Consider the following 21686-nt stretch of genomic DNA (forward strand, 5'->3'; position numbering starts at 1 on the left):
ATCTACAGATGAAAGAATTTTTCCGTCTTTTAAAACGTGAGTTCAAACTTTTTATCGGCAATTCTACCTTAAGAACCGTGTTCTTTTTGGCACCGGTTTTTTATGCAACCTTGCTGGGGTTTGTCTACAAAAGCGGAAAAGTTGAAAATACTCCCGTATTGGTGGTCGACAGGGATAATACTCCGCTGTCTAACCAGTTGACGGAAATGCTGGATGATAATAAGAGCATCAGGATTATCAGATACCTGCAGGAACCTCTGAGCATCAAAGATGAGGTGATCAGACATGAAGCTGCCGCTGTAGTGATTATTCCCTCAAGATTTGAAGGAGACATGCTTCAGAAAAAATATCCCGAACTGAATGTTTATATCAATACAGGAAATGTTTTAACGGCAAATTTTGCCTCCAAAGCCCTTCAGCTGACCATAGGAACATTTTCTGCCGGAGCATCCATCAAAGGACTTCAAAAGGCAGGAATGCCTGCAGCAAAGGCAGCAACACAATATGAGCCTTTCAAAGCCAATTATATTACCCTTTTCAATACTACCGGAAACTACCTGATCTTTATGTGGCCGGCAATGCTGGCAGTAGTATTGCAGCAGGTGATCTTATTAGCTATGGCCGTAAGTTTTGCCGCCGAATTTGAAAGAGGATCTTTTGTGAAAGAATACCTCAAGATGAAAAAATGGGCCTTCCCAACCATGCTGATAAAAGTGATCCCTATCTGGGTATTTTCTATTCTCATTGTAGGTATTTATTACTTTATGCACATGATTTTCCATGTTCCGATGCCTGAAGGAATATTTAATTTTATTCTCCTGACAGCGGTCTTTGTAGGATCAGTTTCATTTTTGGGAGTATTTATTAGTATTCTGATTCCCGATGCATTGAAAGCAACACAGATTTTGATGGTGATTGCCTCACCGGCTTTCATTATCAGTGGTTTTACATGGCCATTGAATGCGATGCCTGCTTTCGTTCAGTTCATCGCCAATATTATTCCATTAACCCCTTTCTTGCAGGCTTTCAAAATCTTATTAATTCAAAAAGGATCCGTAGAACTTACATTTCCTTACCTGAAACATTTAAGTGTCCTTTTAGTGGTATACGCCATTATTGGCTGGATTGCTTTAAAGATCAAACTTTGGTTTATTTTCAGAAAAGCGGCACCACAGGAAATTGCAGTTGAGAACACTTCTCCGGAGGATGTTGAGTAGTCGTAGAGGGACTAATCGCCGATATCAATTAACCTTAATTAGAAATAAGATTGTTTGTCATGATTTTATACAATATTATCTTTAATGTTTGCAAAGTTATATTGAAGAATATCTTTTAATTTTCCGATCACAAAGACACTCCGTTTAGCAAGACTTGATTACAGTTTTCGCTGAATGTAATGCCATTGCGAACAAAATTATTTTAAACTAAAATAATATTTTGCGACTCTTGCGTTAAAAAAATCATATTATTTTCTTCATTGGAATTCAGGTTAATTAATAACCAATAATCATTTGGTAAGCAGTTTCTTGTCTTGTATTTCAAATGCTCAGTACTGTGTAAGTCCTCTAATGAGTAATTGCAATAATTTCTTCTTTCCTTTTTTCAACCAACGATAAAATCAAACAAAAAAACTGATATATTTGTCCATAGTAAAATAGAAATTATATGGAAAATGTATTTGATGCAAAAGATGCTCAAAATTATATTGATAGGATAAACAAATTGGTAGAAGACACCCATGGTTTATGGGGAAAAATGACGGTAGACCAAATGCTGGCACACTGCTGTATAACCTATGAGATGGTTTATGAGCCGGAAAAACATAAAAAACCGGGATCTATTGCAAAATTTATATTAAAAACCTTTGTGAAATCTAAAGTAGTAGGAGAGAAAGCATATCCAAGAGATTCTCCTACGGCTCCACAGTTTTTGGTGACAACCAGAAAAAACTTTCACGAAGAAAAAACAAGACTAATTGGTTTTATCCAGAAGACACAGCAATTGGGGGCAGACGCTTTTGATGGGAAAGAATCTTTTTCTTTCGGGAAATTAAAAGCTCAGGAGTGGAACAATATGTTTGCTAAACATCTGAACCACCATCTGTCACAATTTGGCGTTTAAAACACACAGCATGAAAAAAATTTTATTATTCTTCCTTCTGGCGGCCAATTTTGTATTGGGCCAGATGCCGGATATTTCAAATACCTGGCTGAACAACAGCAAACCTTATCTGGGAACTATCGGAAACAAAGGCCAGGAACTGAAACTTAAGATCAATATTTCTGAACAGAATAAAAAGAATGACCAGGAGTATTTTGTTTCAGGATATTCCCTTGTGGATACCAACTACACAAAATTTGAAGGTAAGATTACCATTTCAAAATATAAAGATTCCAGGAAGCAGGGAACCGTGTTTGGGGAATATGAACTGGCAGAAGAGAATAAAGGAAAACATTCAGGACTTTTTAAGGGAAGATTTGTCTACAATTTTAAGTGGAATAAGAAAACAGAAAAAATTGAAGAGCAATATATTGAGCTTATAGGAGACTGGAAAAGCTATGACGGAACTATAGCGTTTAAAACCCATTTAAAAAACCAGTAACCATGCTGAGAAGAATATTAGCTGTAGTGGTGGGGCTTCTTGTAGGCTCCATTTGTATTACAGTCGTAGAAAAAATAGGACATTATCTGTATCCTCCTCCGGCAGAAGCGGTCGCCGGAGATATGGAGGCACTGAAGGTATATATTAATGATACTCCTTTTATGGCTCTGTTTTTTATCATTCTGGCATATGCCTTAGCAGCAGTTGTTTCCGGATTTACAGCCTCAAAAATCTCAAATAACGGAAAATCTACAGCAGCTGTAATCTGTGGAATCATTTTTCTACTGATAACCATCTATATGATGACCTCTTTACCTACTCCAATCTGGTTCTGGACTGTAGGAATCCTTGTTTGGGGATTGGTTTTCGCAGGACATAAACTTGCTTTAAAAACAAAAAAAATATGAAACTAGGAGCATTTTCAATCAGCTTAAGTGTAAAAGATCTTCAGAAATCCAAAGACTTTTATGAGAAACTGGGCTTTACAACTATGGCAGGAGCTACAGAAAGTAACTACCTGATCATGAAAAACGGTTCTACTTTGATAGGCCTTTTTCAGGCAATGTTTGATGGAAATATGCTTACTTTCAATCCGGGATGGGACGAAAATGCACAGAATCTTGAATCTTTTGAAGATGTGCGTGAAATTCAGAAAAGATTAAAAGAAAGTGGAGTTGAGATCGGTAAAGAAGCCGATGAAACAACCTCAGGGCCTGAGCATATTTACCTTAAAGATCCCGATGGAAATATGATTCTTATAGATCAGCACAGATAATATAAAAGCAATGGATCAATGGAGCCCATGGAATGACCTTGATCCTGCTATGAGAAAAGACTGGACGGGCACAACGGGGCAGCCCGGAGAAAAAGTGTGCTGGGACAGTAAAAATGAAAATGCTGGAAAGGGTTGTCAGGAACTGAAAAAGGTAGATGAGACAGGTAAAAGAATAGATACGGAAATCAAATTTCTTACTCCATATGAAAGTGAAGCAAACGCTTATGTAACAGTAGTTCCGGAAGGAAACGGAAGCAAGGCAACGTGGGGATTTACATCACAGATTCCTTATCCGTTTACTTTGATGAAACTATTTATAAATATGGAGGATGCTATTGGAAAAGACTATCAGAAAGGGCTTTCAGGATTAAAAGCTTTATCTGAAAAGCCTTAATAAAATATAAATTAAAACTAAACTTAAAAAAACAAAACAATTATGGCAACAGTAAACGTCTACCTTACATTCAATGGAAATTGCAAAGAAGCATTCGATTTCTATAAATCTGTTTTCGGAGGAGAATATCCTTACATCGGAACATTTGGAGAAATGCCTCCAATGGAAGGAAAAGAAACTTCTGAGGAAGACAAAGACAAGATCATGCACGTTTCACTTCCGATTTCTAAAGAAACAATATTGATGGGAAGCGATACAGGAGGAGAGTGGTCTTCCAATTTCAAAGCAGGAAACAATTTCTCCATTTCTATAAATGCAGAATCTAAAGAAGAAGCAGACAAATTATTCGGCGGTCTTTCTGCAGGAGGACAGGTAACAATGCCAATGGCAGATACTTTCTGGGGAGCTTATTTCGGAATGTTTAGTGATAAATTCGGGATCAACTGGATGGTAAACTATGATGATCCTGCTAAAATGCAGCAGCATCCATAACATTAATATTTTGTATTTGAAATATAGTTAGAACATACCGGCAATGCAATTGCCGGTTTTTTATTTGATATTATATTTGCATCCCAAAAATTTTTAAATTTGATGGAAGGAGTATATCAGACTCATAAAATGATAGAATATTTTATACTTAACACAAAAAATAGAAAAGATGAAATTTACAATTGAAGACATTAAAACAGAGCATCAGAAAGTGAAAAGCGGAGCCGATTTCCCGGCTTATATTCAGGCTGTAAAAAAGTTAGGAGTTTCTCATTATATAACCTATGTCTCAGATGGAAATACAATATATTTTGACCACGAAAACCAATCTGTTCAGACCGGAAGCAAGTATCATCCGCTTACTGTTTCAGAAAACCTAAATCTTGAAAATTTTAAACTAAGACTCAGACTTCACCAACAGGGAGGAACAGATTATATGACTTTCTGTAATGACTGTGCAGAAAACGGTGTCAAAGGCTGGAAGATGGATCTTCATGCGATGACCTGCACTTATTTTGACCAAAATGAAACTGATGTGCTGACAGAACAGGTTCCAGGATAATCTTTTAGAGAAAACCGTATGCAAATTATGGTACCCAACTTTCTTTAAATCGTTTTGAAATAGTATTTGCTATTATTGATTTAAATTATTAATTTTGTTAAAAACGATAGATAATAGTAATTGGTAAGCATGAGAAAGGTTTTTACGAAGTTGGCATTCACAGTATTAGGTTTGGGGTCCATATTGACATTTGCCCAAAAAAATGATCTGGGAGCATGGTATATGTATTTTGGAAATAACAAGATCAGCAAGAAGCTGAACTGGCATAATGAAATTCAATACCGTAATTTTGATGCAGTTGGAGATCTGGAACAGTTACTTATCCGTACCGGGATTGGATATGATCTTACAGAAAATAATAACAATGTTTTATTGGGATACGGTTTTATTCTGAGCCAGCCGTATGTAAACGGCGAGAAAAAAGAAAATATAGAGCACAGAATTTTCCAGCAGTATATTACCAAGCAGAAATTTGGACGTTTTTATCTTCAGCACCGTTACCGTTTGGAAGAACGTTTTCTGGAAGATGATTTCAGGATGAGGTTCCGTTATATGCTGGGAGTGAATATTCCGATTACTCAAAAAGAGATGTTGCCGAAAACCCTTTATGCATCAGTATACAATGAGATTTTCCTGCATTTCAACAGCCCGGTTTTTGACAGAAACAGAGTCTATGGCGCTTTAGGATATGTGATTAATAAAAACATGAGGATTGAAGCCGGTTATATGAACCAGATTCAGGAGAACAGAAACCGCGGACAGATTCAGATTGGTTTTTATAATAATATTCCATTTACCAAAAACTGATCATCACCGCTGCTGAATGCTTGATGAAAGCCATTATTTGAAAAATAAAAATAATAAACACAAAAAATAAACACCTATGCATTCAGGAAAAAGATTTGGAGCCCGTGAGTTCATTATCTGGACCAGACGGAGTATTTATGCTCTGATCGTATTATCAGCTATTCCTACAGTTCTGTACTTCCTAGGATTGAAATTTCTCTCACTTCCGTGGCAGCCCATTGCTATCATGGGAACTGCAGTTGCTTTTATCGTCGGATTTAAAAACAATGCCAGCTACAGCAGACTCTGGGAGGCAAGACAGATCTATGGAGCCATTATCAATGACAGCCGCAGCTTTGGATATATTCTGAGAGATGCGCTGCTTTCCAAAGATGCAGGTAAGGTAAAAGAAATGTTTCTCCGTCATTATGCATGGCTTACCGCATTGAGGTTTCAGCTTCGTGAACCAAGAGCATGGGAAAACATGGGGACAGAGCAGTATGATGAATATTCTAAAAAATATGACATTCCAGAGAGACTTTCCAAACTGGACGAGGAATTGAAAAAATACCTGTCCGAACCGGAGCTTCAGTATATTTTAAGCAAAAAGAACAGAGCAACACAATTGATGGCAAAACAGAGTAAAGCCTTGTCTGAAGCCTATGAAAAAGGAGAACTCAACGATTTTCAATGGACGCAGATCAATCAGCAATTGGTGAAGTTTACTGACGATCAGGGAAAAGCAGAAAGAATTAAAAACTTTCCGTATCCCAGAAACTTCTCTTCAATCACGACTTATCTTTTATTGTTGTTCATTGTTTTTGTGCCTTTCGGATTACTGAAAGAGCTTGATAAATTAGGAGACGGAACAGTAGTAGAAGGCTGGACAGTATGGTTTAATATTCCGTTTTCTTTATTAGTGACATGGTGTTTTCATACCTTAGACAGTGTTGGAGAAGCTTCTGTAAACCCATTTGAAGGAAGTCCCAATGACGTTCCAATCACTCAGATCAGCCGTACCATAGAGATTGATATGAGAGATATGCTGGATGAATCTGACCTTCCGCCAGCCATCACTCCAAAGAACAATATTGTACTCTAATTTGAAAATTAAAAGATTAGATATTCTCTGTAAAAAGCAGAAAGTGTATTGATCAAAACAAAAAGTAACATTAAAAAAAACAACTTAAAATGATTCACAGCTATGTTATAATATCCATTGCAGTACTGCTGTCTGTGATGATATTGGTAATGATCGGCCAGAAATTAAAAGTCGCTTACCCGATTTTTCTTGTGATTGCAGGATTGCTGATAAGCTTTGTGCCGGGAATGCCGCGTATAGAAATAGAACCTGATCTTGTTTTCCTTATTTTCCTGCCACCTATTCTGTTTGAAGCAGCTTGGTTTACTTCATGGCAGGACTTTCATAAATGGAGAAAACAAATATTTTCAATGGCTTTCGGATTGGTATTTTTAACATCCATCGTTGTGGCTTATCTTTCGTCTTCCATTATTCCAGGACTTACTTTAGCAATGGGATTTTTGCTGGGAGGCGTAAATTCTCCACCAGATGCGGTAGCGGCCACTTCGGTACTGAAGCATATGAAAATTCCTAAAAAAATCACCAATATCCTGGAAGGAGAGAGCCTTATCAATGATGCGTCCAGTTTAATTGTATTTAAATTTGCCCTTGCAGCGGTTATTTCAGGACAGTTTATCTGGAGAGATGCTGTTCAGGATTTCTTTACGATGGCTATTGGAGGAATTGCTGTGGGAGTGGCGACCGGCTTTTTATTTGGAGCATTGCTCAGAATTATTCCTACCAATTCCAATATAGATACCATTATTACCCTTATTGTGCCGTACATTATGTATGTGGGAGCAGAGCATTTCCATTTTTCAGGAGTACTGGCAGTAGTGGCCGGAGGATTACTGATGTCTTATAACTCACACTGTTATCTGAGCCACACTTCAAGGATACAGTCCGGGAACGTGTGGAGTGTATTGATATTCCTGATGAATACAATTATTTTCATTCTGATTGGCCTTGAACTTCCCATTGTAGTGGAAGGAATGAAAGAATATACAATCTCAGAAGGTATTTTCTACAGTGTAGTGATTGGGGGAGCTATCATCGGGACAAGAATTATTTACAGCTATGCATTGATGTATTTCCCAAGAGTTTGTTCCAAAGAATTAAGATTAAAAGTTCCGAAACCGGATTGGAGAGAACCTTTCATTATTAGTTTTGCAGCAATGAGGGGTGTGGTTTCACTGGCTGCAGCCTTGTCGATTCCTGCTTTTTTACCAAACGGAGATGCATTTCCACACCGGAACATTATTTTATTTGTAACCTTCGTTATCATATTGATTACACTGGTAGGACAAGGATTATTGCTGAGCCCGATCCTGAAATTATTGAATATTCAGGATGCCGGAAGTGAATTACCTGAAGAAAAGCAGGAAGTGATTCTGATGCGCAAGCTGAAAGAAACAGCACTGCACAAACTGGATAATGATTTTTCTGAACTGGCAGTCACAAACAGTCTGGTACGTCATCAAAAACACAAGCTGGAAAATGAAATGATGCTGATGGCCGACAAAGCCCAATGTATGGCTTCTACAGGAGACTATGTATCGGCAATCAATGAAAATAAAGACGTCTTGCGGCAGGTTATTCAGGCGCAGAGAAACGAACTGCACAGAATGAAAAGAGAAAAGATATTTGATGACCATGTGATGAGAGCCATTGAAATGCAGCTGGATTTTGATGAAGCAAAGATCACCGGATTTTCACATTGATCATTAAAAGGAAACCACAAAAGATAAGCTTGAGTTATAAAAAAGTCACAAAATGAAGAATCTCAGATTTTTCAAAGCTTAAATGTATTTTTCTTTATTTGAAATTTAACTTTAAACAAATTCAGGTTAAAACTTTTATGGCTTTTGTGGTTAAATATTTTAGACAAAATGTTTAATTTTAGACATATTAAATCTATAATATGAGCACACCCATCACTGTTCAGTATAAAATAAATGCTCCGGCAGAAAAAGTCTGGAAAGCATTGACCGATAAAAATGAAATGAAATCCTGGTATTTTGATATCCAGGATTTTGTATTGGAATCAGGTGCGGAATTTAATTTCTATGAGCCGGGAGGAGCCAATAAATACCATCATCACGGTGAAGTTTTAGAAATAATACCTGATCAGAAATTGAAACATACATGGTCATATCCTGATTTTTCAGCACTGAAGACCATTGTAACCTGGGAATTGCAACCCGAGGACGGACAGACTTTAGTAAAGCTGACTCACGATGATATTGAAAACTTCAAAGATTTAGGAGATGGTTTTTCAAGAGAAAACTTTACAGAAGGCTGGAAAACTATTTTGGGACAAAGCTTAAAAGAATATGTAGAAAAATAGACCATGATTACATTAAAACCTTTTACGATTCAAGATGCACCTTTGCTGATTTCAAAGATAGAAGATGAAAGAATGCTTCTTCAGTTTGCCGGACCCGCATATCGTTTTCCACTTACTACTGAACAGCTGGAAACCGATTTGTCTGATGAAAACAGAACCTTGTTTACCATTGCGGATCACACAGAAACTACCATTGGTCACGCTCAGATTTTTTTAAAGGAAAAGACATTCCTGCTGGGCAGAATTCTGATCTGGGACGAGAACAACAGAGGAAAAGGCTATGGTAAAAAAGTAATGCAGGAACTTCTGAAATATGGGTTTAGTCATTTTGATAAAGAAACGGCAGAACTGAATGTTTACGACTGGAATACCGGAGCTATTGAATGTTACCGGAAAGTAGGGTTTGCCTTTGACCCTGAAGTAAAAAGCGAAGCGAAGATTGATACAGAAACCTGGGTTTCCCTGAATATGAAAATCCATAAAAATACTTTTGAATTACAGGAATCATGACACAGTTTACAGCACTTCGTCCTATTCTCTGGACAGAAAATATTGATGAGACCATAGGATTTTATATGCGTGTTCTCGGTTTTATATTGATGGATAGAAATGATGACTGGCAATGGGCTTCCCTTCGTAAAGATGAAATATACCTCATGCTTTCTCAGCCTAACCAGCATGAAAAAAATACTTCAATTGGTTTTTCCGGCTCTTTTTATTTCAATGTAAATAAGGTGGATGAGCTTTGGGAAGACCTTAAAACAAAGGCCAAAGTCTGCTATGAGATTGAATCTTTTGAGTGGGGAATGAGAGAATTTGCGATCTATGATAACAATGGTTATATACTGCAATTTGGTGAACCCATAGATAATATTGGCAATACGGAATAAAATTTGCTATTTTTGGGGAAATATTTAGAAATTCAATGAAAAAAAATATAATAGCGGGTTTCGCAGCGATTTTATTACTGGCATCTTGTAACAAGAATAAAGAAATTCTTGATACACTGAATACTTATAATAATTCAATGGAGGCGAAAGGATACCATTTCGGAGATAAGCTTGAGCTTCCGAAGGAGGTGACGGAAAATGCAGAAAGTGTAACCATCAGCTTTGGAGATAAAGAAACAACAGATTTAACCGTTGATCCTAAGTTTTTCACATTAGGTGATAATGCTGTGACATTCAACGTTAAAACAAAAGGAGGAGAAGTATTGAATCAGGATGCAACCATTAATGTATTTGCAAAAAATCCTGAAAAAAATATTCCTTACCAGATTGTAGCAGAATATCCTCACGATCCTAAAAACTTTGTACAAGGTTTCCAGGTGGAAGGAAATACCATTTATGAAAGTGACGGACAGAACGGAGCTTCCCAGATTTTAAAATATACATTGGGAACTACAACTCCGCTTGCTTCTACCAAACAGGCTCAGGAAGATTTTTCTGAAGGAAGTACCATTGTAGGAGATAAAGTATATCAGCTGACATGGCAGAGCAAAAAAGGATATATTTATGATAAAAGCTCTTTAAAGCTACTTTCAGAATTTGCTTATCCAAATGTATTGGGTGAGGGCTGGGGACTGACATATGACGGGAAAAGTCTGATTGCTTCTGACGGAAGTAAACTGTTGTATTTCCTTGATGTCAATAACCCTTCAAAACTGATTAAATATATCGCTGTTGCCGGTAGTGCTCAGGCTTATGATCAACTGAACGAGCTGGAATACCACAACGGATTTATCTATGCCAATGTATGGCAGAAACCAATTATTTTAAAAATTAACCCAGCCAACGGTGAAGTAGTGGGAACTTTTGATTTCACAGAAATTGCAAAACAGAACACAAAAGGAAGTGATGACGTATTGAACGGAATTGCTTTTAAAGGTGAGAATATGTTGGTAACAGGGAAGAACTGGCCGAAGATTTACGAAGTTGTCATTAAATAACAAAAGTTTAATAACAATTTCTATCTGAATAAAATAAAGTATGTAAATTGGTAGCGTTCCATAGGGAGCGCTATCTTTAGTAAAAAAGAATTTTGAGATTACTATATCTGATATTAACTTTTGCTTTCTGCACATTTTCTGCGCAGAATATTATCCCATTAGATACTTTAAAATTGAAGGAAGCGAAAGATATGCTAGCCGATGACTATGGAAATCTGTATATCTATAAAAACAAAGATTTTAGTTTTACCAAATATGATTCTTTAGGAAAACAGATCGGGAAAATGATGCTTACTGTTCCTTATAAGGTGCAGAACGTACAAAATCCACTGAATGTGCCTTTATTTTCTGAAAACGCTCAGGAAATGAAGTTTATAGATCAGAATATGAATGAAATTCAAAGGCTTGATTTTAAGCAAAAATTTGGTTTCATCAGAATGGCTTATGCCGAAGATCTGCAGCAGCTGTGGCTTTTGGATGACAGCACAAAACGATTGATACAGTATAATTTCAGGAACGATACCACGATCAATTCCTATCCGTTTGATATCAGTTTTGAAGATATGACGGATATGCTGGTCTATGAAAATAAGGTCTATATTTTAACAAGAAAACATATCAGAATTTACAGCCTGAAATTTGAAAAACTTTTTGAAGTCCCTTTAGAAAACGGAAAACGGTTTCGAAGAGAGAATGATGCAATTTTGGTTGTTGCCAGTAATTTCATTTCACAATACGTTCCTGAAAAAGGAATGGTAACGGTTTTTGAAGATCCAGAGGCGCAAATTGTGGATAAAAATATCCTTTCTTATTTTGAAATCAAGGGGAACAAACTCTATCTTTACAGCCTTGAAAAAGTAAAGAAAGCCAAACAGCAGAAACAGCTTGAAGCTCAGCCGGAATCTCTACAGCAATCTACAGAAAAACCAGTAGAAAAAACTGAAGAAAAACCCGATGAGAATAAGGATGAAAAGACTTCAGACAATACGCTGCAGAAATTGCTTGAAGATACTTCCAAAGTTCAGACTGAAGGGATCGAAAAACTTATCAACTAATCAGTAAATACAAGGAAAAGAATATTATGCATATTGCAGTTACAGGAAACATCGGAGCGGGAAAAACAACTTTGACAACGATGCTTTCCAAGCATTACGGATGGGATGCACAATTTGAAGACGTAGATCATAATCCTTATCTGGAAGATTTCTATTCAGATATGAGTAAGTGGAGTTTCGCATTGCAGGTTTATTTCCTGGGAAGCAGATTCCGTCAGGTAAAGGAGATCAGAGAAAGTGGTAAAAATATCATTCAGGATCGTACCATTTATGAAGATGCCCATATTTTTGCAGAAAACTTAAATGATATGAATCTTCTTTCGGACAGGGATTTCAATAATTACTCATCGGTTTTCAATCTGATGAAGTCTTTTGTATCGGCTCCGGACTTACTGATCTATCTGAAATCTGATGTTCCCAATCTGGTTAAAAAAATCTATAAAAGAGGTCGTGAATATGAAGCTTCTATCAGTATTGAATACCTTTCAAAACTGAACCAAAAATATGAAAAATGGATATCCAATTATACAGAAGGAAAACTTCTTATCGTTGAGGTAGATGATCTTGATTTTGTGGAAAAGCCGGAAGATTTCGGGCTCATTCTGGAGAAAATTGAAGCAGAACTTCACGGGCTGTTTTAACATATTTTTATCAGAACATTAAGACAGACTCTGTTCAATTCTTTCTAAATTTGTTGAGAGAGTTTAATTTTTTGAATAATTTATCATGGTAGTTAAAGTTTTACATAACGGGAACTGTTCAAAGTCAAACGCCGTACTGGAATATCTTGACGAAAACGGAGTGTCTTTTGAGATCATTAATATCATTGAAGATCCACTAAGTATTCTTGAGCTCAGAACCGTGTTGAAAAAGCTCAACCAAAGTGTTTTTCATATCATCCGCAAGACAGATAAGCTGTATATTGATAATTATGCAGATAAAAATTATTCAGAAGAAGAATGGCTTAAAATTCTCTCCGAAAATCCTTCTCTGATCCAAAGGCCAATTTTGGTAAAAGGGTCAGTCGCTATGTTGGGAAGACCTATTGAAAATGTGAAATTCTTTATTGAAAAATAATAAATATACAAACATAAAAAAATCCGTTCTGTAAAAGAGCGGATTTTTATTTTATTGAGCTTTTGTTTTCTCAGTTCCGTTGATTGCATTATATAATGCTTCCAGTTCTTTTGGAGGATGCCCGGAATCAAAACTTGAAGAAGTATACTCTTTTCCGTTAGAAGTAATAATAATAGAAGCAGCCATGGCACGGTCAGAATGTCTGCCTGTAGTAGGAGATTTAAGATCTGATATCTTAGATAAATCAAGGGTTTCAGCAAGTTTAGAAACTGCTTTCCATTCAGCAGTAGATACCTTAGCATTGACGATGTCTTCATTTGTATTTGTTGTTTTTAATGAAGGAGTAAAAACAATGCTCTTACTAAACCCTCTCGTTCTTTCTGCTAACTGAATCTGTTCAATCCTTTGCTGCTGTACTACAGTGGTGATAGTTGTTGTGCTGTTTTCACTGCTGTTTTTGTGAACGCAGCTTGTTGCAGATGTGATTAAAACAATATTAAATAGGATCAGTTGGATGTTCATAGTGTTTTTATTTACATTTTTAAACAATAAAAAACCGCTTCATTACTATGAAACGGTTCCTGTTTTTACAATAGAATAACGCCTTCTATTTTTGCTACTTCTTTATAAATATTCACAACCTGGTCTGCATCCAAAACAAATGCATTGATGTTGCAGGCAGTGTATTTTCCATTTTTACTTTCGCGGTTTCCCAGTGTAAATTTAATGCCGTCAAAAACTCTGTATATTTCAGTAAGCTTTGACTGGTCTGTAGGAATAATAAATTTAAATAAATAATCTTCCGGAAAATCATGATGATCCTCCAGTTTATCCTTCAAAGACTTGTAAAAATCTTCAGGATTTGCGTGTTGATTTCCTTGTAATATATCCATCTGCAATTATTAATATAATATAAATATAACGAAATTTCTCCTATTTTCCAAATGGTCCCAGAAGAGATTTGGAGTTCTGATGCTCGTAATCTTCAATGATATTGAATAGCCCGTTTACCAGTTGTTCGGAAGCTAGCTGACTCAGTCCGCCTGAATTAACCGTGTTTTTATTTCCACCTAACAGACTGCCCAGAAAATTGCTTCCCGACAATGCGGAGTTGATGGTTTTTACAATCCCGTATTCATTCAGTTTCTCATCCACTTTGGGAGCAATCGCTGCAATAAGCTGCTGGGATGTTTTTTCTTTCAGAACCTGTGTTGCGGTAGTTCCCTGCATGATTCTTGTTACGTCCTGAGCATTCAGACTGTTGACGGCACCTTCCAGAATAGGTTTTGAAGTATTTACCGTGTAAGCTGCTGCCTGTGCAATATAATCTCTTTCTTTAGCAACCAATGACGGGGCCACCTTTTCCAGCATAGAATTGATGTCTCTCAGCTCTTTGGGAAGTGCTTTATCTACCATGTTATTCTGCAGAAAGGCTTCCTTATTTCCATAGATACCCATTCCTTTATCAATACCATTAAGCAGAATTCTTTTAATAATAGAAAGCCCCATGTCTGATGTGGCCAATGTTGTACATGATTGTACACTGGTGGTAATAACAGCACCGGTTCCTATGATAAGAGCGGCTGCAATGATATATTTTTTCATTGATCTTTTTATTATTGATTTCTAAATGCTTTTTTCTCAAAAACTGCACCAAAGGTAATTACTATTCTCTATTTAACAAAATATTAAGCTCGCAACAGGATTTGGTGATTTTTTGTATTGAAAATGTTAATTTATAATTAATAAAATGATTGATAATTAATAATTATTTTAAATATAAAATTATAAAATTTAGAACTTTGTCAATTTTAATACAGTAAAACTTTATAATTTTTAAATATTTAAGATAGTTTAACATTGTTCAATATTTTTTCTATTTTTGGCTAATGTCTTTTTTTGAGATTTTAAATAACTCCACTATTTAGAGACAGGTACAAAATTGAATTTATTTGAATAAAATTGAAACTATATGAAACAAAGTAATTTAAAGTATTCATGTCTCATTGCCGTATTATATTTTGGGATGAACGTGAATGCGCAGGTTACGCAGGATTCTGCTAAAGTCCAGAAAATTGACGAAGTCGTTATGATTGGATATGGTAGCCGTAAAAAAGTGGATAACACCACTTCTATTAGTTCTATCAGTGCAGAAGAAGTAACAAGAACAAAGGTATTGAATGCATCACAGGCTATCCAGGGTAAAGCAGCTGGGGTACAGGTAATTGCTTCCGATGCACCCGGATCGACACCTACGGTGATGATCAGAGGACTTGGAACCGTACTTGGAGGAAGAACTCCTTTGTATGTAGTTGATGGTATGTTTACTGATAATATTAATAATATCAACTCAAATGATATTCTGACATATGATGTATTGAAAGATGCCGCAGCATTGGCGATTTATGGTAACAGAGCAGCCAATGGGGTAATCATTATTACTACAAAGTCAGGTAGAGGGAAGTTAAGTGTTTCTTATGATGGATTGGTTGGATTTAGGACCCCTTTAAAAACCATCAAAATGGCTAATGGGTCTGAATTTGCAAATTACAATAATGCAGGTACAGCAAGTAATTATTTGAATCCTAATCAGCCATACGAAACTGATTGGTTTAAAGAAATTACAAGAACAGGTATTTACAACCAACATAACTTATCCATTTCCGGATCTTCAGAAGTTGCAAAATACTTTTTAAGTTTAAGCAATTATGATGAACAGTCTATCCTTAAAGGGACGAATTATAACAGGACTACAGTAAGAACGAATAACGAGTTCAGAATTACCAAAGGTATCAGATTAGCTCAAACCTTAAGTGCTACTTTTACTAATGATACTCCTAAATCGTATGGCGCTTTTACAAATGCTTATAAACAATCGCCATTAGTACCTGTATATTATCCGAATGGAAAATATGGTCAGCCAATTTATAATAAAACTACCGGAAATATCGATTATGAGGGAGGAAGATTTAATAATGTAGGTAATCCTGTAATGCAGCTTGCTTACGACAATCAAAGAGGTAGAAATTTTTTACTACAGGGTGGATTAAAATTGGATATAGATATCTATAAAGATTTAAAGTTTACTTCTCAGTTTAGTGGAGAATATGGAAATTATAAATACTATAATTTCGTAAATTCTAAATCTTTCTGGTTAGATAGTGACCCGATGAGAACGGATAATCAATACTCAACTACATCACCATTAACAAGGTTAACTAATAAAAGTCAGAACTACTTCAACTGGTTGCTCAATAACTATTTAACATATACAAAGAAAATTGAAAACCATGATATTGAAGTTGTTGTAGGTACAGAAGCTTCAGTAAAGAACGGTCTGGAGACTTTAATTATTAACAGAAAAGATGTTCCAATTTCAAAAGATTACTGGAACCTTAGCGGAGTTGATTACTATGGTAACCTATATAGTGATAGTGATACAAAAGCTCTTGAATCTATAAAAGGAAACAGAAATACTACAATTTCTTACTTCGGAAGATTCCAATATAAATTTATGAACCGTTACTTATTAAGCGGAACGATTAGAAGAGACGGTTCTTCTCAATTTGCGGCTGGTAACAAGTGGGGTACATTCCCATCATTCGGAGCAGGTTGGATTGTTTCTGAAGAAAACTTTATGAAAGATGGCTTCTTTGATTTGTTGAAAGTTAGAGGAGGTTGGGGTAAAATTGGTAACCAGAATGTTCCTTTGAATTATTTACCGCTTTCAATGGGAGCAACTTATAATTATGCGTTTGGAAGTTCTCCGGTAAGCAATGGAGTTACTGTTAATAAAGGTTACGATCCGGATTTAGGATGGGAAGTTACAGAAGAATCGTCTTTAGGATTAGACTTTGGTATCCTGGATAAAAGATTAACAGGTACTTTTGATATCTATAATAGGAAAACCAAAAATCTTATTTTGGGTGTTGTTCCATATATGGCAACCGGAATTTCTGATTTGAATTATTCCCATATGGGAAGTGTTGTAAATAAAGGTGCTGAGGTAAGTTTAAACTGGGCAGATAAAGTAGGTGAGGATTTTACCTATTCAATTGGTGCTAATTATTCTTATAATAAGAATAAACTTGCCAGCATTGATCTTTCTAAGCCGGTTTCTCAAATCGTGGGAGGAAATCTTGGAAACGGACAAGACACAAAACTTTTCAACGCTAATGCTGTTGGATACGCATTAGGAAGCTTCTATTTATGGGAAGCAGATGGTTATGATGCAAACGGTAACCTGAAATTTAAAGACTTAAATGGTAATGGTGTTACAGGAAGTGCAGATCCGGGAGACAGACGTTTCTTTGATTCTTACATACCAAAATCAACATTAGGTGTTAATATTTCAATGTCTTATAAAGATTGGGATTTTGCCCTAAGCGGTTATGGAGCTTTTGGCTTTAAAGTTTACAACGGTAAAAAAGCACAAAGAAATGGTGGAGAAAATGTTGAAGCATCTGTAGCGAATGATTTCTGGACACCAACAAACACTAATGCAGCAAATCCTGTAAATCCTGCAAATATTCCAATTGCATCAACGTTCTATTTAGAAAGCGGAGATTATTTCAGAATTAATAATATCTCAGTAGGATATACATTTAAGAACTTAACTGATTATGTAAAATCAATTAAACTTTATGTAAGTGCAATTAATCCTTTTGTGTTCCAGAAATACTCAGGATATTCTTCAGAGTTATCCGGATATAATCCTGCGGATCCCACTGCAGAAGGAGATCCATATAAACGTGCAGGGGTAGAATTGGATGCTTACCCTACATTGAGATCTTTTGTATTTGGTGTTAACCTAAATTTTTAAAAAATGAATAAGAAATATATCATAGCAGCCGCGTTTTTAATTTTAGGAGCTGTTAACCAAAGTTGTAGTAATGACTTTATAGATGTATCACCTACAGAAGCAATTCCTGAGTCTGCATTGGGTGAAATTTACAATAACGATGCAGGAGCAAATAGCTTAGTTACGGCTATTTACGCTAAGTTTTTAGACTGGAACATGAGTACGTTTGCCTGGATAGGAGTTACATCAATTGTTTCTGATGATGCAGATAAAGGTTCAAGTGCGAGTGATTCAGGTTCAGATAAAGATATTTTAGATGCTTTGACATTTACATCATCAACGCCATCGTTTAAAGAATTGTTTGCCTCTAATTATCAGGGAATTAATAGATGTAATCAGGCATTGAAATATCTTCCTCAATTAGATAAAGCTGATCCACAATTACGTGAAAGATTAGCAGGTGAAGCTAAATTTTTAAGGGCGTTCATGTATTTTACTTTAGTGAAATCTTTTGGAGGGGTTCCTTTGGTAGATCACGTTCCAGTAACGGGAGTTGAAGCAGATAAATTGATGACACTTACGAGAAAAAGTAAAGAAGAAATTTACGCATTTATAGAAAAAGATCTTAAAGATGCTGCTGCAGTTTTACCAGCCGGAACCGGAGGTCAAAGAGCAACAAAAGGAGCTGCTCATGCGCTTTTAGCTAAAGTTTATTTATATCAGAAGAAATGGCAGTTGGCTGTAGATGAAACTAATTTGGTTACAGGTTATTCGTTGACACCAGTTTTCCAGGAAATTTATAAAGTTTCTGGAGAAAATAACGCTGAATCTATCTTTGAAATTAATGGTAGCGGTGGAACAGCAGGAAGAGCAATCCAGCAGTATAGCCAGGTTCAGGGTGCAAGAGGTACTACAGGCTGGGGTTGGGGATTTGCTACACCTACCCAAGGTTTATATGATGCTTATTCCGCAACAGATTCGAGAAGAGATGCTACAATTATCCATAGAGATATGACATTATATGATGGATATTATGTAGGTCCAAATACCGAAAATAAATTCTATAACTATAAAGCTTACTCTTCAAATTACAGAGATCAGGCTTCAACAGATGTGAATATTCGTTACTTGAGATATGCTGAGGTATTATTAATCAAAGCTGAAGCAATGAACGAATTGGGACAAACTTCTGCTGCTATTCCTTTCCTGAATCAGGTAAGAAACAGAGCTAATATCGGTAATACTCCTGCTTCTTCTCAGACAGATGTAAGATTAGATATCTGGAAGCAAAGAAGACTGGAATTGGCTTTTGAACATGACCGATGGTTTGACTTAGTAAGAACAGGTCAGGCTCAGGCTGCAATGGCTGCCGATGGAGGAAAAGTTTTCAAGGTTGGAAAGCACGAATTATTCCCACTTCCACAAGATTTTATTATGGAATCAGGTGGATTGTCGGCTCAAAACCCTGGATATTAAAAATAAACCATAAACTTAGAGGAGAATGAAAGTTCTCCTCTTCTTTTAGAACCTATAACAAGAGATCTCATGAAAAGGAATGTATTATCAATGGCTGTCACCTCTTTATTTTTTGTGTATTCCTGTAAAAATGCTCCTGCAGCAAAACAGGAAGTTGGAAAAATTGAAGCTGTAAAAAGTAATATTACTGATGAACAGCTTATGGATAGAGTACAAAAAGATGCTCTGAAATATTTCTGGGATTATGCAGAACCTCATTCAATGTTAGGAAGAGAGCGTTATCACGAAGATAATATCTATCCGGATAATGATAAACATGTTATCACTACAGGAGGTTCAGGCTTTGGGCTGGCAACCATTCTTGTGGGAACAGAAAGAGGATTTGTTCCGAGAAAAGAAGCAGTAAAAAGGCTTACTCATATCATGGATTTCCTGGCCAAGGCAGACCGTCACAAAGGAGCCTGGCCACACTGGATCAATGGGGAAACCGGAAAGACGGTTCCTTTTGGCAAAAAAGATAATGGCGGGGATCTTGTGGAAACCGCTTTCCTTACTTCGGGAATATTGATGGTCCGTGAATACTTTAAAAACGGAAATGCAGAAGAAAAAGCACTGGCAGCAAAATGTGATGAACTATGGAAAGGAATTCAGTGGAACTGGTATACCAAAGGAGGCGAAAAAGTTCTTTACTGGCACTGGTCACCGGAATACCAATGGGAAATGAATTTTCCTCTGGAAGGATATAATGAATGTCTTATTACCTATATTCTGGCCGCATCTTCACCTACGTATTCCATTGATGCAGAAACGTATTATAAAGGCTGGACGAGAAACGGAACCTACCTTACAGACAAAACAAAATACGGATTACCTCTGTATGTAAAACACAACTACGCTGAAGAATATGGCGGGCCTCTTTTCTGGGCTCAATATTCATATATCGGACTAGATCCTACAGGCTTATCTGATAAGCTTGTAAAAAACTACTTTGACATCAATAAAAACCAAACTCTTATCGACTACAAATACTGTGTTGAAAACCCAAAACAATGGAAAGGTTACGGACCTAACTACTGGGGACTTACAGCCGGTTATACCAGAAATGAGGATGGAAGTATTGGTTATACAGCTCATATGCCGGGTAATAATGACAACGGTGTGATAACACCTACGGCCGCATTGAGTAGTTTTCCCTACACTCCGAAAGAATCAATGGCTTTCCTGAGATTCATTTATACCCAAAAACCTGAATTCATAGGATCTGCGGGTCCTTATGATGCTACTTCAGTCAATTACGACAACTGGTTTACACCAAGATATCTGGCGATAGATCAGGGAACAATAGCTCCAATGATCGAAAACTACAGATCAGGATTCCTTTGGAAGCTGTTTATGAATGCTCCTGAAATTCAGCAGGGATTGAAAAAATTAAGTTTCCAGTCAGCTAAATATGGAATTAAGTAAATTCAATAGAAACGGGCTTTAGCCCGTTTAAAAATAAAAAGATTCAAATCCAGGGCTTTAGCCAAAACTTAATAATATGAAACTAAAACTGAAATATATTCCTCTTTTACTGCTGCCGCTCTCATTACAGCTGAGCGGACAGGAAATAAAAGCAGAACTGAATCAAGAAATTAAAAGACAGGAAAAAATATCCTACATTCTGGACTATCCTCAGAATACCAAAGGGAATACACCTTTGATTGTTTTTCTTCATGGTTCAGGGGAGCGCGGAAATAATCTTGATCTGGTAAAGGCACACAGCCCGTTTACCTATAAAAACCTGATCAAAGAACCCGTTGCTATTCTGGCGCCTCAATGTCCGGAAGGTAAATGGTGGGATACCGTTACCGTTTATAATCTGATCAAGGAAATTCAGAAAAAATATAAAATTGATGCTTCCCGTATTTACCTTACAGGACTTTCTATGGGAGGGTGGGGAACTTTGAAACTGGCCATGGAGCATCCTGAAATGTTTGCGGCGGTAGCTTCAGTTTGTGCACCTACAGATCAGGTAATGACGGCCAATATTCATCAGTTTAAGGATTTGAATATGAAAATATTTCATGGCGGAATGGATGATATTGTTCTGCCTGCCAATGCTTTTAATTTTTATCAAAAACTGCATCCCGTAAATCCATCTGCAGAATTGGTTATTTTCCCGAATGATAATCATAACTCGTGGGATTCTGCCTATTCAAATCCGCAGCTTTATGAATGGATGCTGTCTAAAAAGAAGCAAAAATGACCTGACACACAATGATCGAAAGATAAACCCATCGAATTAAAA

25 protein-coding genes are annotated in these 21686 nt (G+C 36.4%); 22 read left to right on the forward strand and 3 right to left on the reverse strand.

Annotated elements, in window-relative coordinates:
• Window positions 1–8 precede the first annotated feature (8 nt).
• From ACPF63_RS06215 to ACPF63_RS06300, 18 genes are all read left to right on the forward strand, one after another.
• Window positions 9–1217, forward strand: coding sequence for an ABC transporter permease (locus ACPF63_RS06215; protein ID WP_426482416.1), 1209 nt, complete (start codon window positions 9–11; stop codon window positions 1215–1217).
• 448 nt (window positions 1218–1665) lie between these two features.
• A complete protein-coding gene (locus ACPF63_RS06220) occupies window positions 1666–2121 on the forward strand; it encodes a DUF1569 domain-containing protein (RefSeq protein WP_426482417.1) in 456 nt (151 codons plus the stop codon).
• 10 nt (window positions 2122–2131) lie between these two features.
• Complete coding sequence (locus tag ACPF63_RS06225; protein ID WP_426482418.1) at window positions 2132–2602, forward strand: hypothetical protein; 471 nt, start codon at window positions 2132–2134, stop codon at window positions 2600–2602.
• Between the two features lie 2 nt (window positions 2603–2604).
• Entirely contained in the window at window positions 2605–3009 is a 405-nt protein-coding gene (locus tag ACPF63_RS06230) for a hypothetical protein (protein WP_426482419.1), read from the forward strand.
• Window positions 3006–3377 carry a VOC family protein gene (locus ACPF63_RS06235; protein WP_077416349.1) on the forward strand — a complete coding sequence of 124 codons (372 nt, stop codon included), beginning with the start codon at window positions 3006–3008 and terminating at the stop codon, window positions 3375–3377. Before ACPF63_RS06230 ends, ACPF63_RS06235 begins: the two co-directional genes overlap by 4 nt.
• A gap of 10 nt (window positions 3378–3387) precedes the next feature.
• Window positions 3388–3771, forward strand: a complete 384-nt coding sequence (locus ACPF63_RS06240) for an SRPBCC family protein (RefSeq protein ID WP_426482420.1) — start codon at window positions 3388–3390, stop codon at window positions 3769–3771.
• 42 nt (window positions 3772–3813) lie between these two features.
• Window positions 3814–4263, forward strand: a complete 450-nt coding sequence (locus ACPF63_RS06245) for a VOC family protein (RefSeq protein WP_077416353.1) — start codon at window positions 3814–3816, stop codon at window positions 4261–4263.
• A gap of 169 nt (window positions 4264–4432) precedes the next feature.
• A complete protein-coding gene (locus ACPF63_RS06250) occupies window positions 4433–4825 on the forward strand; it encodes a DUF1398 domain-containing protein (RefSeq protein ID WP_426482421.1) in 393 nt (130 codons plus the stop codon).
• A gap of 129 nt (window positions 4826–4954) precedes the next feature.
• Window positions 4955–5632, forward strand: a complete 678-nt coding sequence (locus ACPF63_RS06255; protein ID WP_052198744.1) for a DUF2490 domain-containing protein — start codon at window positions 4955–4957, stop codon at window positions 5630–5632.
• A 76-nt stretch (window positions 5633–5708) separates the two neighbouring features.
• Window positions 5709–6713 carry a bestrophin family protein gene (locus tag ACPF63_RS06260; RefSeq protein ID WP_426482422.1) on the forward strand — a complete coding sequence of 335 codons (1005 nt, stop codon included), beginning with the start codon at window positions 5709–5711 and terminating at the stop codon, window positions 6711–6713.
• Window positions 6714–6802: 89 nt separating this feature from the next.
• On the forward strand, window positions 6803–8413 hold the full coding sequence (locus ACPF63_RS06265; RefSeq protein ID WP_426482423.1) for a Na+/H+ antiporter: 1611 nt from the start codon (window positions 6803–6805) through the stop codon (window positions 8411–8413).
• Between the two features lie 200 nt (window positions 8414–8613).
• The gene (locus ACPF63_RS06270; RefSeq protein ID WP_426482424.1) at window positions 8614–9039 is read left to right on the forward strand and encodes an SRPBCC family protein; all 426 of its coding nucleotides are present in this window, start codon (window positions 8614–8616) and stop codon (window positions 9037–9039) included.
• 3 nt (window positions 9040–9042) lie between these two features.
• Window positions 9043–9549: a GNAT family N-acetyltransferase gene (locus ACPF63_RS06275; protein WP_077416365.1), complete on the forward strand. Its 507-nt coding sequence runs from the start codon at window positions 9043–9045 to the stop codon at window positions 9547–9549.
• Window positions 9546–9929 carry a VOC family protein gene (locus ACPF63_RS06280; RefSeq protein WP_426482425.1) on the forward strand — a complete coding sequence of 128 codons (384 nt, stop codon included), beginning with the start codon at window positions 9546–9548 and terminating at the stop codon, window positions 9927–9929. Before ACPF63_RS06275 ends, ACPF63_RS06280 begins: the two co-directional genes overlap by 4 nt.
• Before the next feature lie 35 nt (window positions 9930–9964).
• On the forward strand, window positions 9965–10987 hold the full coding sequence (locus tag ACPF63_RS06285) for a glutaminyl-peptide cyclotransferase (protein WP_180564024.1): 1023 nt from the start codon (window positions 9965–9967) through the stop codon (window positions 10985–10987).
• 92 nt (window positions 10988–11079) lie between these two features.
• On the forward strand, window positions 11080–12042 hold the full coding sequence (locus ACPF63_RS06290; protein ID WP_426482426.1) for a hypothetical protein: 963 nt from the start codon (window positions 11080–11082) through the stop codon (window positions 12040–12042).
• Between the two features lie 26 nt (window positions 12043–12068).
• Entirely contained in the window at window positions 12069–12683 is a 615-nt protein-coding gene (locus ACPF63_RS06295; protein WP_047388422.1) for a deoxynucleoside kinase, read from the forward strand.
• Window positions 12684–12768: 85 nt separating this feature from the next.
• Window positions 12769–13119 (forward strand): ArsC/Spx/MgsR family protein, encoded by a 351-nt coding sequence (locus ACPF63_RS06300; protein WP_426482427.1) that lies wholly within the window; start codon window positions 12769–12771, stop codon window positions 13117–13119.
• A 51-nt stretch (window positions 13120–13170) separates the two neighbouring features.
• Here the strand turns inward: ACPF63_RS06300 and ACPF63_RS06305 are convergent, their stop codons facing one another.
• The 3 genes from ACPF63_RS06305 to ACPF63_RS06315 all read right to left on the reverse strand — a co-directional run bounded on the left by ACPF63_RS06305 (window position 13171) and on the right by ACPF63_RS06315 (window position 14724).
• Window positions 13171–13641, reverse strand: coding sequence for a hypothetical protein (locus ACPF63_RS06305; RefSeq protein WP_426482428.1), 471 nt, complete (start codon window positions 13639–13641; stop codon window positions 13171–13173).
• A gap of 65 nt (window positions 13642–13706) precedes the next feature.
• Window positions 13707–14012, reverse strand: a complete 306-nt coding sequence (locus ACPF63_RS06310) for a DUF493 family protein (RefSeq protein WP_047421595.1) — start codon at window positions 14010–14012, stop codon at window positions 13707–13709.
• 40 nt (window positions 14013–14052) lie between these two features.
• On the reverse strand, window positions 14053–14724 hold the full coding sequence (locus ACPF63_RS06315) for a DUF4197 family protein (protein ID WP_077416375.1): 672 nt from the start codon (window positions 14722–14724) through the stop codon (window positions 14053–14055).
• Between the two features lie 367 nt (window positions 14725–15091).
• Between ACPF63_RS06315 and ACPF63_RS06320 the strand changes: the two genes are divergently transcribed.
• The 4 genes from ACPF63_RS06320 (at window position 15092) to ACPF63_RS06335 (ending at window position 21644) form a co-directional block, all read left to right on the forward strand.
• Window positions 15092–17941, forward strand: coding sequence for a SusC/RagA family TonB-linked outer membrane protein (locus ACPF63_RS06320; protein ID WP_426482429.1), 2850 nt, complete (start codon window positions 15092–15094; stop codon window positions 17939–17941).
• A gap of 3 nt (window positions 17942–17944) precedes the next feature.
• Window positions 17945–19396: a RagB/SusD family nutrient uptake outer membrane protein gene (locus tag ACPF63_RS06325; protein WP_426482430.1), complete on the forward strand. Its 1452-nt coding sequence runs from the start codon at window positions 17945–17947 to the stop codon at window positions 19394–19396.
• A gap of 69 nt (window positions 19397–19465) precedes the next feature.
• Window positions 19466–20860, forward strand: coding sequence for a glucoamylase family protein (locus ACPF63_RS06330; RefSeq protein WP_426482431.1), 1395 nt, complete (start codon window positions 19466–19468; stop codon window positions 20858–20860).
• A gap of 76 nt (window positions 20861–20936) precedes the next feature.
• On the forward strand, window positions 20937–21644 hold the full coding sequence (locus ACPF63_RS06335) for a prolyl oligopeptidase family serine peptidase (protein ID WP_426482432.1): 708 nt from the start codon (window positions 20937–20939) through the stop codon (window positions 21642–21644).
• Window positions 21645–21686 lie beyond the last annotated feature (42 nt).

Origin of the sequence: Chryseobacterium sp. R2ACT005 (genome assembly GCF_049949215.1) — a bacterium.
Taxonomy (GTDB): Bacteria; Bacteroidota; Bacteroidia; order Flavobacteriales; family Weeksellaceae; genus Chryseobacterium.